Below are 14156 nucleotides of genomic sequence, written 5' to 3' on the forward strand. Positions count from 1 at the left end.
CCATCACTCACCAGGAAGGCACCCGCCATGTGGCTCTTCATCGGCATCGCAGTCATGGCCGTCATCGGCTTTATCCTCCGACCCCTCAGCTCGCTGCTGGCGATGGCCAAGTTCCTCGCATTCGCCGTCGCCGCGGTCGCAGGCTTCGTCTGGTACATGGGTGGCCCCGCAGACCTCTACGCTGCCCCCACCATCCTCGGCGCACTGGCTTGGATCGGTCTCATGTTCGTTCCTCAACCACGCTTCGGCTAAAAACGCGCCTCCAGGGTTCACGTTGCTCTCACGCCGAAGTTGCCGAACGATTTTCCTGATGGCGCTACCCCGCCTCGGAGATTAGGGTTTACAACATGAGCGACAGCATCGATGTTCACACTGTAAAAAACGGCATCTTGGAATATGAGGTATCCACCTTCGGGCTTGGGGAACCCCCAACCAAGTTCGTACACGTTTCCACTCCGTCCGACGGCTGGTCGCTCGGCGCACTCGAAGATCTCACCGAGGAACTACGTCGCGAGCTGGGGTGGACATCCGGCGCTTTCGAGGAGTACTCAAAAAACGCTGGCGGAGTAGGGGCCGACGGCCTCACCACAATCATGGTCGCATTGCAAGTAGTGCAAACCCTCCCCACAGTCCAGTTCTTGCTTGACAAACTGCAGCGGAGCCAGCCCGGACGCGATGACCGCGACTCTGCTCGCCGCCGCGCAGAGAGTGCGATTCTCTCGAAGTACCCCTCGGAGTCTCGCTCTAGCCTCAAGCTCAGGAAGGAAAGCGAATCAACGACTCACTGGTCCTTCGACTTTGACTCAATGGCCGGGGACACCTACACGGTGCAGGTCTATGGCACTAGCGGGGGAACTGCAGCCGAGTTCGTCACATGGGAGTCAGCTCCCCGCGCGTAGAGATCGTCAACCTTTCCGACTATCAAAGTCCTGCCTCCCTTACGCAGGCTTGCAGTGCAGGAGCACCAGCGTGCTCCTGCACACCCACCCACACCGGAGGGGCTGCCCACATGTGGGCAGCCCCTCCGTTTTTGCCCACGCAGCTTCTGTCACCATCACTGGACCCAACCCGATGGCAGGAGGCTCCCATGTCGCACCCGAGGCACATCTCCCCAGACGTCACGGCTTTCGAGTCCTGGCTCAGCGTCTTTCGACGTCCCCGCACCGTTGCCAACCGCCTCCACTACGCCACCCGCCTCACCACCTGGGCCGCGGCCGCCGGCCAGACCCCGTGGACCCTCGACGCTCCGATGATCACCGCCTGGCTGGGTACCGTCGGCAAGTCCCCCCGCAACCCGCAAGAACGCCCTCGACGCAATCCGCAGCTACTACCGCTGGGCACAGCAAGCCGGCCGCACCACGATGGACCCCACCCTCGATCTGCCCCACATCCAGGTCCCCCGCGGCCTGCCCCGGCCGACCCCTGACCACGTCCTGCGTGCCGCCGTCGCCCGCTGCACCCGCCCCACCGATATCCTCATGCTCCTTCTCGGCTCCCTCAGCGGACTCCGCGTGGGAGAGATGGCAACCCTACGCGCCGAGGACATCAACGACGACCTGATCCGCGTGACCGGCAAGGGCGGGCACATCCGCCACGTCCCCGTCCACCCGCTCCTGGCCGAAGCCCTCCAGCTCGTGCCCTCTACCGGCTGGCTCTTCCCCTCCGACCGCAACCCCACCGGCCACTACCTGCCCGCCTCCATCGCCCAACGCATCAACGACCTGCTCGAGCCCGGATGGTCCGCCCACACCTTGCGCCACCGCTTCGCCACCCACGTCTACTCCGCCTCGCTGGACATCCTTGCCCTGCGCGATCTCCTGGGCCACGCCGACGTCTCAACGACGATGGTCTACACCCGGGTCGCCGCCGCCAAGCTCGCCCGCGACGTCGCCGCGATCAGCACGCTTCCCGCCGTGGCCGACCGCATCCACGCGCTCGCCTCCTAGCCGACGGACACACCACCGCCGCCGACCCGCGCGAATCTCGTCCGACCACACCGTCCGACGAAGGATCATCATGGCGATCAAGACCAAGCTCCCCATCGAGTTCAGCTGCGGCCACACCGAGAACGTGGACCTCGCCCGCGTCCCCGCTGGCCGGCGCAAGGCTTACGCCTTCGGTCTGGGCAAGAACCGCGTCTGTACCTCGTGCTTCCGCAAGAAGAGTGCTGAAGACCTCGAGCTGCAGAACCGGCAGACACTCCTGGACGCCGACCAGTTCGCGCAAGAACACGACCTGCCCGACCTCACCGGCTCGGACAAGCAGGTCAACTGGGCCACCCGCGTGCGCTACCAGGCGCTCTCCGACGTCCTGGACTCCGATGAGACCCCGGACCAGCACCAGCAGACCACCGACGTCCTGGCGGCCGCCCAGACCCTGACCCGCGCCGGATGGTGGCTGGACAACGCCACGGACAAGGACCTCACCGTCGAGGACATCTGCGAGCTGATCCTCACCGCCGACGAGTCCAGCAACGACGTCGAGCGCATCGAGACCGAGAACCCGTTCTGATGCAGGAGGACACCATGACCACCGCCATCACCCTCTACGGCCAGCCGCGCTGCGATCCCTGCCGCCTGGCCCGGAAGGTGCTCGACCGCGCGCAGGTCCCGTACACCTACGTCGACCTCACCGAGCGCCCTGACCTCGTGGACGCTTTCCGCCAGTCCGGCCACCTCCAGACCCCGATCCTGCAAACCCCGACCACGACCACCAGCGGATTCAACCCCGACGCCTACACCCGAGCCGTGGCCGAGGCCCGCGCCCTGGAGTCCGGGACCGCCCCGACCCCAGCCGTCGCTGGACCCATCCTCTAGGCACCGCCCGACGAGCGACACGCAGACAAGGCCCCCACCCGCCCAGGTGGGGGCCTTGCTCATGCTCAGCCCTGCCACACATCCCCACCCCCTGCACGCGAATCCAGGACGACCCCAGACAAGACGCGGCCACCCCGGCCACCGTTCCAGGAGGACATGACCATGAGCACCACCCTGCATCTGACCGGACAGGTCATCCTGACCGACTCGACCGGCACCCGCCTGCCGGCCACCGACCTGGCCACCGCCCTCGACACCGTGACCACCAGCCGGAGCGGCCACACCCCCACCATCGCGGTCACGGACACCTACAACGCCCTGCCGGTGGACCCGGCCACCTTCACTGTCCACGAGGACGGGCAGCTCACGCCCGCCCCGGACACCACGGTCCGGCCCGCCTACACGTTCTCCTACACCGCCTTCACCCTGACCGACCCCACTGGCGTCGCCTCACCCGTGCAGCCCTCGGCCCTGGCCACCATCGGTCAGTCCGCCGCCGACCGTCTCGGCCACGAGGTCACGATCACCTCCGACCTGCCCGGCATCACCGACCAGCACTTCACCCCCACCGCGCCCACACCCCCGCGGCCCCGGTCTCGACCGCCGAGACGTTCGCCACCCGCACCCGCCCCGAGCGCCGCCGCAAGGCCCCGGCCCGCGAAGGCTGGCGCGGCGCACTCAACGAGGCTTTCGGTTGGCACCTGGCCCCGTCCGCCGACGAGCTGCACGCCCGCGAGCTGATCACCACCATCCAGCGCGGACTGCCCGGGCACCGCACCGCCGTCGTCGTGAACATCAAGGGCGGCGCGTCCAAGACCACCGCGACCTACCTGCTCTCGGCCACCCTCGGCCGCGTCCGTGGTGGCACCGTCCTGGCCTGGGACAACAACGAGAACGCAGGCAATCTGGCCGACCGGGCCATGCCGGCCTCCCACCACCACACCGCCCTGGACCTGCTGGCCAACATCGACCAGTTCCGCACCCCCGAGCACGTCGACAAGCTCACCGGCTACGTCCGCGCCCAGGGCGACAACCGCTTCCATGTCCTGGCCTCCCAGGACCACGCGGGCGACCGCGAGGTCATCGACGCCGACGCCTTCCGTCAGATGCACGCCGTCCTGCGTCAGCACTACAACCTGGCCATCGTGGACACCGGCAACGCCTCCACCGCCGCCACCTGGCAGGCAGCCGTGGACGTGGCCGACACCGTCGTCGTGGCCATCACGAACAAGGAGGACGCCGCCCGCCGTGCCTTCGTGACCATCGACGCCCTGCGCAAGGCCGGCCACGCCGACAAGCTCTCCCGCTCCATCGCGCTGATCACCCAGCCCGCCGAAGCCTCCACCGAACGCTTGGACAAGGTCCGCGAGCTGCTGGCCCAGCACGTCGCCGCCGTCATCGTCATCCCCTTCGATCCCGCTCTGGACGAGGGCGACGAGATCGACTGGGACCGCCTGGACAAGAAGACCCGCCGCGCCTACCTCGAGGCCACCGCCGCCCTCATCGAGGGGCTGGCGTGAAGCGCGCAGGACTGGCCCTCGTTGTCCTGTTCCTGCTGATCCTGGGCGCGGCCCTCGTCATGCTCCCGTTTGTGGCCGCGGCGAGCTTCCAAGCCTCCAAGACCACACAGACCGGCGGCGGTATCGCGGAAATCTGCGCCGCTGGTGAGGCCGGCCAAGCCCAGATCCCCGAGGAGTACCGCGAGGACGTGGCCAAGGCCGCCCAGGTCTCCGGCTTCAGCCAGGAGGTGATCGCCTCCCAGATCTTCCAGGAGTCCCGCTGGGACCCCACCGTCACATCCCCCTCCGGGGCGCGTGGACTCGGCCAGTTCAAGGACGACACCTGGCCGACCTTCGGCGAGGGAGGCGACCCCTACAACGGCCACGACTCCATCGCCGCGCAGGGCCGGTTCCTGAAGTGGCTCAAGGACCAGTACCGGCACCTGGCCAAGGGCGACGACGAGCTGCTCGTGCGCATGGTCCTCTCCGGCTACCGGCTGGGCCACAACACCGTCCTGGAGGTCGGCGGTCTGCCCGACGCCCCCGAGGCCACGGCCTACCACACCGAAATCCTGGCCCGCACCGCGATCTACACCACCGAGTGCAAGCCCGTCATGGGCGGCGATGATGTCGTCGTCGCCGGTGACTGGACCCACCCGCTTCCCGGCTCGTACTTCACCAGCCCCTACGGCTGGCGTGACTGCGTGTCCGGCGTCGGCTGCTCCGACGTGATCCGCAACCACAACGGCATCGACTTCGCCAACCCGGACGGTTCCCCCGGCACCGTCGTGGCCGCTACGGCCATGACCGTCACCCAGATCAACCTCGACGCGGACTCGGGCGTCTTCGTACGCGGCAAGCAGCAGGACGACCCCGGCTACATCCTCACGTACCTGCACTGCGCCGAGGGAAGCGTCCGCGTGGCCGTGGGAGATTCCGTCCCGGCAGGCAAGGCCCTGTGCACCGAAGGCGCCACCGGCCTGGCCGAGAAGCACCACCTGCACTTCATGATCAACATGCCCGACTCCCCCGGCGGCATGTTCGAGCAGTCCCGCACCGTAGACCCCCGCCCCATCCTCGAAGCCAACGGGCGTGGCTGCCTGCCCGCCTGGCCGTGACGTCACCGACGCCTGCGCGTCCTAACCCGAAAGGCACCCGATGAACCGCCAAGGTCTCATGGCCCTGATCAGCCTGACCCTGCTGTGCGCGGCTGCCCTGTCCGGCGCTCTGCTGCTCTGGGCCTTCACCCGCCCTGCGGCGACACCCGAGGGCCAAGCCGCCGCAGCTACCACCCCAGCCCCGGCCTCGGCCTCGATGAGCACGAGCACCCCCACGCCCACGCCCACGGCTGGACCCCTGAGCTACGCGCCCGCCAGCACGGCCGAAGAAGTCGCCGTCGAGGCGGCGCGCATCATGACCACCTGGAAGCCGGCCGAGGACCTGGACGAGTCCGCGTCGGCCCCGCGCGCGGCGCACCTGATGACCCCAGCACGGGCCAAGAAGATCATCGTCTCCGATCGCGGGACCTCCACCCCGGAGTGGGTCGCCGCAGCCGAAGGGAACTGGACCAGCGAACCGGACGTGACCATCGTCCCCGACAGCGACCCGGACGCGATCTACGTCAACGTCACCTGGACCTGGCGCGAACCGGGGGGCAAGACCCACGACGGCAACACCCGCCGTCTGTTCGTCTTCCAGATGAGCGACGACAAGGAGAATCCACAGATCAGCGACTACACCTGGCAGAACCTGTTCTGACCGATACGCTGAACCCGCGCGGTCGCAGGCCCATCCCCCCTCCGGGCCTCCCGCGAAGGCCCCTCCAGCCCATCCCGTTTCAGGCTGGAGGGGCCGCTCTTTGTCCAGACGTGCCTCATGGACCCATCGCCTGTGGGGGCCTGCGCGGCCCCCACACCCCCGCGGCAGGGCGGGCGCCCTGCACGGCCACGGGTGAGCACCGGCTCCGCTGGCGCTCCGCCGGTGCTCACCCCAGGGGACCGTGGCCCGGTCCGCCTGGGCGAACGGAGAAGTTGGCACCATGCGTGCCCCGCTCACCTTCGGAGGTGGTCACCAGACCCCCGGTTCCGTTCTCGCGCGAGAGCAGGTAGCCCATGCACGAGACCCGCCCCTTGCGCTGTCCACCGCACACCCCAAGATCAAGACCACGACGACGCGCCCGCGCCCCCCGTCGAGCTGGAGCCAGCATGAGCCGCCCCCACTCCGTCCCTCCGCTTCCCTTCCTGCCCGGGGCCACGGCCCCAGTGTCTGCATGGGACGGCGTCCGCGTCCTCCTGTGGACCCTGCGCGGCTACCGCTACACGGTCCGGAAGAACCCCGACCCGGCAGCGCGCCGGTATGCACGCGCCGTCCTGCCCGTCATCACGGTCCCCCTGCTCGTGCTCCCCGTCGCTGTCGCAGCCGTCCTGCACCCGCCCGGCACCCCCTGTTCTTCCTCGCCACCCTCGCGCAGTACGCGCTCCTTGCCCCGGTCCTGCTGGCCTCGCTCCACCGCCGCTCGTACCGCGCCTACATCAGCACCGACCGTCGCGCCGCCCTGACCGTCCGGACGACCCTTGCCGGCTGGCACGTCGAGTCCTTCTTCACGGCCACCCCCGGTACAGGTGCCGCAGCCCCCCTGTGGCACCACGTCATCCCTGCCCTGCTCGACGCCGCCGACGCCCAGCAGGTCACAGTCACCGCCACCGCCATGAACGCCACCGTGGCCGCGCACTACGTCTCCCGAGTTCCCGACCTCCACCCGAGGCCCACGCAGCGTCCCGGCCCCCGCGTCCACCTGATCCGCCACCCCCAGCCGACCCGCCGCTGAACCTCCACGGCGCAGGCCCCGCGCAGGCCAGCACTCCAAGTGCAGGGGAGACCTGCACCCCAGGGGAGCACCGCGCCTAGCGCGGAGCACCGCGCCTAGCGCGGAGCACCCCTGCAAAAGATCGTTCACACGTCTGGCACCAAGGTGCACTGCCGTCACGCTTCGCGTGACACACCCGCCTCCAGATGGGAGGCGAACATCCTGCATGAACGCTTCACGTTCCTGCACACACTGCGCGCGGCCGCTCCCAGATGGGTCGCCGGCCTCGCGCCGGTACTGCTCGGCCGCGTGCCGCACAGCGGCCTACCGGGCGCGCACGACCAGCACCCCGCCCCACCCGGCCGTGGCCCGGGTGGCCGAGCTGGAGGCCCAGCTCGTGGCCGCCGAGACGCGCATCGGTCAGCTGACCGCCGCCACTCGCCGCAAGACCGACCAGGTGAAGTACCTGGCCAGGCTGCTGGCCGACGAGCGGCGCAGCGCGGACACGGCCATCACGGACCAGGCCGAGCGGACGAAGGCTGTCCGGTCGGCCAACGCCCGGCTGGCCGGCCAGGTGGCCGACCTGCGCCGGTCATGGTCCGTGGCCACCGCGGACACTGACCTGACCCCTGACCAGGTGGCCGCCCTGCGTGGCCAGCTGGCCGCTGTCCGTGGCCAGCTCGAGCAGCTGTCCGGACGGCACCGCCGCCTGTCCGCAGCAGCCGAGGTGGCCGCGACCGAACGTGGCCAGCTCCAGGGCATCGTCCGGCAGTGGGACACGCTCTGCCGCCGCCTGGCCAAGGCCGTGGCCGGTCAGCCGGTCAGCCCGGCGGACAAGCGCATCCTGGCCACGCACGCCCGGTTCCGGTCAGCCCTGGCCGGACCTGACCGGACACGCGGGGGCGGACAGCACCGGACACCCCCGGCCACTGACCGGGGAGGTGTCCGGCCATGACCGTGTCCATCTCGAAGATGTCCATCGACTACTACCTGAAATCCGTGGCCACCGGTGACCGGTCCCTGTCCGCCGACGCCGTGGCCACTTCCCGCCGTGACCTGACCGCCTACTACACGGAAGCCGAGGCACCGCCCGGGCTCTGGCTTGGCCGTGGCCTGGCCGGCACCTCGCTGACCGCTGGCCAGCAGGTGGCCAAACTCGATGCCGTGTCCGTCTACGAACTGGCCAAGGACCCGGACACCGGACAGCGGCTCGGCCGTCCGCCGATCAAGGAGATGGACGCGCCCCAGGGGGCCACCACCCCGTCTGGCCGGAAAGCGAAGGCCACCCGCAAGCCCGTGGCCGGGTTCGATCTGACCTTCTCCGTCCCGAAGTCCGTGTCCACGCTCTGGGCCATGTCCGGCCCAGCCCTTCAGGGCCAGATCCAGGACGCCCACCGACAGGCCATGCACGAGGCCCTGGCCTGGGTGGAGGACAACGTCCTTCAGTCCCGGGCCGGCCACGGCGGCATCGCCCACGTGCCCGTGACCGGACTGGTGGCCAGCGCCTTCGACCACTGGGACTCCCGCGCCGGAGACCCCCAGCTGCACACGCACGTGGTCGTGTCCAACCGGGTCCAGCGGATCATGGACGGCCAGTGGGCCACCCTGGACTCCTACACGCTGCACCGCCACGTGGTGGCGATCTCGGAGAAGTACAACGCGCTGCTGTTCGACCGGCTCCACGGCCAGATCGGCGCGCTGGCCGAGTCCCGCGACCCGGCCCTGTCCGACGCCCTGGACCGCGTGCTGTCCGGCCAGGAGCTGGAGACGGAAACGGTCAAGGACTCCCCCGGCCACAGGATCGAGCTGGCCGGCGTCCCGGACAGCCTCATCGAGGAGTTCTCCACTCGATCCCGACTCATCGAGGCCCGCAAGGACGAGCTGATCCGCCAGTGGACGGACAACCACGGGCGTACCCCGCCGGCGGCCGTCGTGCTCCAGCTGCGCCAGCAGGCCACCTTGGAGACCCGGACACCGAAGCGGACATCGAACGAGACCCTGGCCGAGAAGATGGTCAGCTGGCGTGACCGCGCCCTGGCCGATGGCCACGACCCCGCGGCCATCGTGGCCGCCGCCGTCGGCCACGACCGGCGCACCGTGACCGCTGACCAACTCACCCCGGACGCCCGCGAGGCGATGGCCGTCTGGGTCCTCACGGACGCCTCTGTCCGGCGGGCCACCTTCACCCGCGCCAACGTGCTGGCCTCCGCCGAGCGCGTGCTGGCCCTGGTCCGGTTCGACACCGCCGAGGACCGGCACGCGGCCGCAGACGAGCTGGTGGACAAGGCCCTGGACAAGGCCGTGTCCCTGACCCCGGACCGGATGAGCGCCCCGCCCGAGTTCGACCCCGTGCTGTCCGCCCCCGGTGGCCGGTCAGGACTAGACCACAAGCGCGTGTCCGGCCTCTGGACGACCGGACAGATCATGTCCGACGAGGCATTCCTGATGGACCGTGTCCGGTCAGCCGACGCCCCGGTCATCGCCCCGGACACGTTGGCCGCACAGGTGGCCGAGGTGACCACCAAGGACGGCCACGCCCTCTCGGCCGACCAGGCCCGTGCCACCGAACATGTGCTCTCATCCCCCGCAGGGATCGACGCGATCATCGGCCCGGCCGGCACCGGCAAGACCACCACGATGGCCGCCGTCGCCCGGCTGTGGGAGCGCCAGCACGGGGAGAACTCCGTGGTCGGTCTGGCCCCGTCCGCCGTGGCCGCTGGAGTCCTGGCCGATGAGCTCGGCGTGGACACCGAGAACACGGCCAAGTGGCTGTACGAGTCCGTAGGCGACGGCGCGGCCCGCCGCGCCGAGCGCGTGGCCGGGCTCGAAGCACGCCTGGCCCAGCTCTGGGACGCCGCCCCCACGGACAACCGCACCCGGCAGATCGAGACGATCACCGCCCGCCTGGCCGAGCAGCACGCCGCCCAGGCCCGCTTCACCCTCCACCCTGGCCAGCTGCTCATCGTGGACGAGGCATCGATGGTGGCCACCGCGCAGATGGCCGAACTGGCCCGCCAGGCCGAACAGGCCGGAGCCAAGGTCCTGCTCGTGGGCGACCCCGCCCAGCTCGAAGCCGTCGAGGCCGGCGGCTTCCTGGGCTGGATGGACCGCGCCGAGGACGTGAACGTGGCCCGCCTGGACCAGGTCTGGCGATTCCGCAACCAGTGGGAGCGCAAAGCCTCCCTGCTGCTGCGCGAGGGCAACCACAGCGCCCTGGACATCTACGAGCACAACGGCAGACTCCACGGCCACCCCAACGTGGACGCCGCAGACACCGCCTACACCGCCTGGCTCAATGACAAGCACCAGGGCTTGTCCACGATCCTGATTGCCTCGGACAACGCCACCGTGGCCGACCTCAACGCCCGCGCCCAGGCCGACCTCGTGGCCGAAGGACTCGTGGACATCGAGACCACCGTGCGACTGCGCGCCGACATCACCGCCGGTGTGGGCGACGAGGTCCTGGCCCGCCGCAACGACCGGTCCCTGCGCGACTCGACCGGAGCGTTCATCGCCAACGGCACCCGGCTCACCCTGACCGGCATCAACCCGGACGGGTCCGCCCACGCCGTCGTGGACGGCACCGGTGGAACGGTCACCCTCGACCCGGACTACCTGGCTTCCTCAACCGAGCTGGGCTACGCCACGACCGCGCACCGTGCACAGGGTGTCACCGTGGACACCGGCCACACCGTGGTCGAGATCGGCCAGTCCCGCGAGCTGTTCTACGTGGCCATGACCCGGGGCAAGCAGGCCAACAACGCCTACGTCGACCTCGCCCCTGATGACCACGCGTCCCCCGATGAGTGGGGCCTGTTCCAGCGCACCCCCGGAGCCGACACCCCCGTGGGCGCGCTGAAGGCGGTGCTGGACCACACCACCGCGGAACGCTCGGCCCACGAGGTCCAGGGCGCAGAACGCGCGTGGGCGAACGACCTGGGCCGCATGGTCCACGAGCACGAGTTCCTCGATTGGGCCGCCCGAGCAGAACGCACCAGCACCTGGATCGACCAGCACATCCACGACCCGGCCACCAACGCCACTTTCCGCGACCTTGAGACCTGGAATCGTCTCGTCAAGGCCGACCCTGCCCGCACCCTGCCCGAGGACATCGAGACCCCCGACTCCGTCACGGCAGTCCTCACGCAGTGCGAGGTCCGGACACCGCCCTCGATCCTGGACGCCCCCTCGCCGGCCAACGAGCAGCGTGCCGAAGCCGCCGCGCAGGTGCGCGAACGGGCTCTCGCGGAGCTGGAGCACCGATGCTCCGTCATCCGTGAAGAACAGCCCCCCTGGTTCCAGCTCATGCAGGACGAGGGAGCCAGTGACGACGCGCTGCGGCACGTCGTCATCTGGCGGGCCGTGTCCAACCAGGACGACGAGCTGGACACACCTCTCGGCCGTGAGCCGGATCCCGAGGACGCTCTCGCACACCACTATCAGCGAGCAGTGCACGCCCTCACCGCGTCCACCGATGAACAGACCATCGCCCAGCTCACGGACCACCAGATCGACATGTCCTGGGTCGCGGAGATGGCGGATGACCGGGGCAATCGAGGGCAAAGGCCCTGGGTTTCGTTCCGATCCAACTGAAGGAGAATCGGAACATGCCCAAGAAGTACACCCCCGAGCTGCGTGAGCGCGCTGTGCGGATGGTCCTGGAACGCCAAGCCGCTCAAGGAGGGCCTCGCTCGCACTCCATCCGAGCCATCGCCCCGCAAGTCGGAGTCGGTGAAGAGACGCTGCGCATCTGGTGCAACCGCCACGGCCACGAGATAGCACCCAGGCGCCGGCCGGCGAAGATCTGCAGGAGGAAAACAAGCGCCTCAAACGTGAGCTCGCTGAAGCCAGGCGCGCGAACGAGATCCTCAAAGCCGCCTCGGCTTTTTTCGCCAGCGGAACTCGACCGCCCCACGACGAGATGATCCGGTTCATCGACGAACACCGCGATCAATTCGGGGTCGAGGCCATCTGTCGCACCCTGCGTGCGACGGAATGTGGGTTCATCACCTCCCGACGTAGCTACCGGGCCGCGAAGACACGACCCAGGTCTTCGAGAACGCTGCGGGACGGGATCCTCGTGGAGGAACTCCGCCGGATCCACGCGGAGAACTACGGCGTCTACGGGGTCCGGAAGATGCACCACGCGATGCGCCGCGCCGGGTGGGAGATCGGCCGTGACCAGGTCGCCCGCCTGATGAAGCTCGCCGGCGTGGAAGGGGTTCGGCGCGGCCGCACGCCGATCACCACGAGGCCGGCAGGCGAGCCGGATGCTCGTCCTGACCTCGTGGAGCGCTGCTTCACCGCCGAGCGGCCGAACCAGCTGTGGGTCGCTGACATCACCTACGTCAGGATCCTGGGCGGGTTCTGCTATGTCGCTTTCATCACCGACGTCTACTCCCGGCGCATCGTGGGATGGGCGGTCTCGGACAACCTTCACACCGCGGGGCTGCCGTTGCTCGCCCTTGAGCACGCACTGGTCTCCACCGGCGCCAGCCGCGACCGGCATGGCCTGGTGCACCACAGTGACAGGGGCAGCCAGGGTGGATTCAATCGGTCGTCGCAACACCCCCAGAATCATTGGAGGTATGGGCGATGGCCAGCAAGGACTGGGCGAGGAAGATCAGTGACGTGCCCGAGGGGACACGTCGACAGTGGAGAGCGGATCGGGCCTTGCGGGCCCCGATGCGTTCTCCTGGCAGGCCGCAGCCCTCACGAGAGGTCCAACGCCAGTTCTGGCGTGTGATCGCCACCGGCGTCACCACGGTCGAGGCATCCCTGAGTGTGGGCGTGTCCTGGCCCGTCGGGGCGCGCTGGTTCCGTCACGCTGGCGGGATGACCCCACTACCCCTGGTCGAGCCCACCGGCCGGTACCTGTCCTTCGCTGAGCGTGAAGAGATCGCGATCCTCCACGCCCAGGGCCACGGGGTGCGCCAGATCGGGCGTGCCCTGGGACGTGACCCGGGCACGATCAGTCGTGAGCTGCGCCGCAACTGCGCCACACGTTCCGGGGGAAGGAGTACCGGGCCACGGTGGCGCAGTGGAAGGCCCAGCAGGCGGCCAGGCGCCCCAAGCCGGCGAAACTGGCCACGAACCATCGACTGCATGACTACGTCCAGGCACGCCTGAACGGGATGGTCCTGGGCCCCGATGGCGTGGCCGTGCCAGGACCAGTCGGGCCCGGTTTCAAGGGGCGGAAGATGAAACCGCGCCGGGCGGACCGGCGGTGGTCCACGGCGTGGAGCCCTGAGCAGATCAGCCGCCGGCTGCGCCTGGAGTTCCCTGATGATGAGTCCATGCGGATCTCTCACGAAGCGATCTACCAGTCGCTGTTCATCCAGGGGCGTGGGGCGCTCAAGCATGAGCTCGTCGCGTGCCTGCGTACCGGGCGGGCTCTGCGCGAGCCGCGGGCACGTACCCGGAACAAGCCCCAGGGCCACGTCACCGAGGACGTGGTGTTCAGCAAGCGCCCACCCGAGGCCGCTGATCGTGCTGTGCCCGGGCACTGGGAAGGGGACCTGATCATCGGGACCGAGCGTTCAGCGATCGGGACTCTGGCCGAGCGCAAGAGCCGGGCCACGATCCTGGTCCACTTGCCCCGCCTGCAGGGATGGGGTGAGCAGCCGCCGGTGAAGAACGGGCCCTCGCTGGGCGGGTACGGGGCCGAGGCGATGACCGCGGCCCTGATCAAGGCGATGGCGACGGTGCCGGAGCAGCTGCGTCAGAGCCTGACGTGGGACCGGGGCAAGGAGCTGGCCGGGCATGCTCAGTTCACGATGGCTACGGGCACGAAGGTGTTCTTCGCGGACCCGCACTCTCCGTGGCAGCGGCCGACGAACGAGAACATGAACGGGCTGCTGCGGCAGTACTTTCCCAAGGGAACTGACTTGTCGCGCTGGTCTGCGGACGACCTCGCCGCGGTCGCGTACACGCTGAACAATCGGCCCCGCAAAGTCCTGGGGTGGAAGACCCCTGCAGAAGTCTTCGCGGAGCAACTAAGCTCCCTGGAGACAAGCGGTGTTGCAACGACCGGTT

The 14156-nt window shown here is 69.2% G+C and carries 11 protein-coding genes, 2 pseudogenes and 1 other annotated feature; all 13 genes and pseudogenes read left to right on the top strand.

Annotation, left to right across the window (positions count from 1 at the left end):
- Positions 1-27 precede the first annotated feature (27 nt).
- The gene (locus tag POD19_RS12715; protein ID WP_230297574.1) at positions 28-252 is read left to right on the top strand and encodes a hypothetical protein; all 225 of its coding nucleotides are present in this window, start codon (positions 28-30) and stop codon (positions 250-252) included.
- 95 nt (positions 253-347) lie between these two features.
- Positions 348-899, top strand: a complete 552-nt coding sequence (locus tag POD19_RS12720; RefSeq protein WP_230297573.1) for a hypothetical protein — start codon at positions 348-350, stop codon at positions 897-899.
- A gap of 462 nt (positions 900-1361) precedes the next feature.
- Complete coding sequence (locus tag POD19_RS12725) at positions 1362-1946, top strand: tyrosine-type recombinase/integrase (RefSeq protein WP_340309545.1); 585 nt, start codon at positions 1362-1364, stop codon at positions 1944-1946.
- A 70-nt stretch (positions 1947-2016) separates the two neighbouring features.
- On the top strand, positions 2017-2511 hold the full coding sequence (locus POD19_RS12730) for a hypothetical protein (protein WP_230297571.1): 495 nt from the start codon (positions 2017-2019) through the stop codon (positions 2509-2511).
- A 14-nt stretch (positions 2512-2525) separates the two neighbouring features.
- On the top strand, positions 2526-2816 hold the full coding sequence (locus tag POD19_RS12735; RefSeq protein WP_230297570.1) for a glutaredoxin family protein: 291 nt from the start codon (positions 2526-2528) through the stop codon (positions 2814-2816).
- A gap of 162 nt (positions 2817-2978) precedes the next feature.
- On the top strand, positions 2979-3557 hold the full coding sequence (locus POD19_RS12740; RefSeq protein ID WP_340309546.1) for a hypothetical protein: 579 nt from the start codon (positions 2979-2981) through the stop codon (positions 3555-3557).
- A gap of 47 nt (positions 3558-3604) precedes the next feature.
- Positions 3605-4336 carry a MinD/ParA family ATP-binding protein gene (locus POD19_RS12745; RefSeq protein ID WP_340309547.1) on the top strand — a complete coding sequence of 244 codons (732 nt, stop codon included), beginning with the start codon at positions 3605-3607 and terminating at the stop codon, positions 4334-4336.
- Positions 4333-5433, top strand: coding sequence for a M23 family metallopeptidase (locus POD19_RS12750; protein WP_340309548.1), 1101 nt, complete (start codon positions 4333-4335; stop codon positions 5431-5433). Before POD19_RS12745 ends, POD19_RS12750 begins: the two co-directional genes overlap by 4 nt.
- 58 nt (positions 5434-5491) lie before the next feature.
- A complete protein-coding gene (locus tag POD19_RS12755) occupies positions 5492-6073 on the top strand; it encodes a hypothetical protein (RefSeq protein ID WP_340309549.1) in 582 nt (193 codons plus the stop codon).
- 1421 nt (positions 6074-7494) lie between these two features.
- Positions 7495-8076: a hypothetical protein gene (locus POD19_RS12760; RefSeq protein ID WP_230297565.1), complete on the top strand. Its 582-nt coding sequence runs from the start codon at positions 7495-7497 to the stop codon at positions 8074-8076.
- Positions 8073-11714, top strand: a complete 3642-nt coding sequence (gene mobF / locus POD19_RS12765; protein WP_340309550.1) for a MobF family relaxase — start codon at positions 8073-8075, stop codon at positions 11712-11714. Before POD19_RS12760 ends, mobF begins: the two co-directional genes overlap by 4 nt.
- Before the next feature lie 181 nt (positions 11715-11895).
- Positions 11896-12663, top strand: a pseudogene (locus POD19_RS12770) (IS3 family transposase); the annotation flags it as partial.
- Positions 12003-12105, top strand: a sequence feature (AL1L pseudoknot). It overlaps the preceding pseudogene by 103 nt.
- A 53-nt stretch (positions 12664-12716) precedes the next feature.
- Positions 12717-14156: pseudogene (locus tag POD19_RS12775) on the top strand (IS30 family transposase); the annotation flags it as partial.

Origin of the sequence: Micrococcus sp. GPGPB33 (genome assembly GCF_037853785.1) — a bacterium.
GTDB lineage: Bacteria > Actinomycetota > Actinomycetes > Actinomycetales > Micrococcaceae > Micrococcus > Micrococcus luteus.

Bases quoted from the DNA above. Each gene is read 5' to 3' on its own strand.
- POD19_RS12735 (WP_230297570.1), top strand. From the start codon at position 2,526: ATGACCACCGCCATCACCCTCTACGGCCAGCCGCGCTGCGATCCCTGC.
- mobF (WP_340309550.1), top strand. From the start codon at position 8,073: ATGACCGTGTCCATCTCGAAGATGTCCATCGACTACTACCTGAAATCC.
- POD19_RS12740 (WP_340309546.1), top strand. From the start codon at position 2,979: ATGAGCACCACCCTGCATCTGACCGGACAGGTCATCCTGACCGACTCG.
- POD19_RS12725 (WP_340309545.1), top strand. From the start codon at position 1,362: ATGGACCCCACCCTCGATCTGCCCCACATCCAGGTCCCCCGCGGCCTG.
- POD19_RS12730 (WP_230297571.1), top strand. From the start codon at position 2,017: ATGGCGATCAAGACCAAGCTCCCCATCGAGTTCAGCTGCGGCCACACC.
- POD19_RS12720 (WP_230297573.1), top strand. From the start codon at position 348: ATGAGCGACAGCATCGATGTTCACACTGTAAAAAACGGCATCTTGGAA.
- POD19_RS12755 (WP_340309549.1), top strand. From the start codon at position 5,492: ATGGCCCTGATCAGCCTGACCCTGCTGTGCGCGGCTGCCCTGTCCGGC.
- POD19_RS12715 (WP_230297574.1), top strand. From the start codon at position 28: ATGTGGCTCTTCATCGGCATCGCAGTCATGGCCGTCATCGGCTTTATC.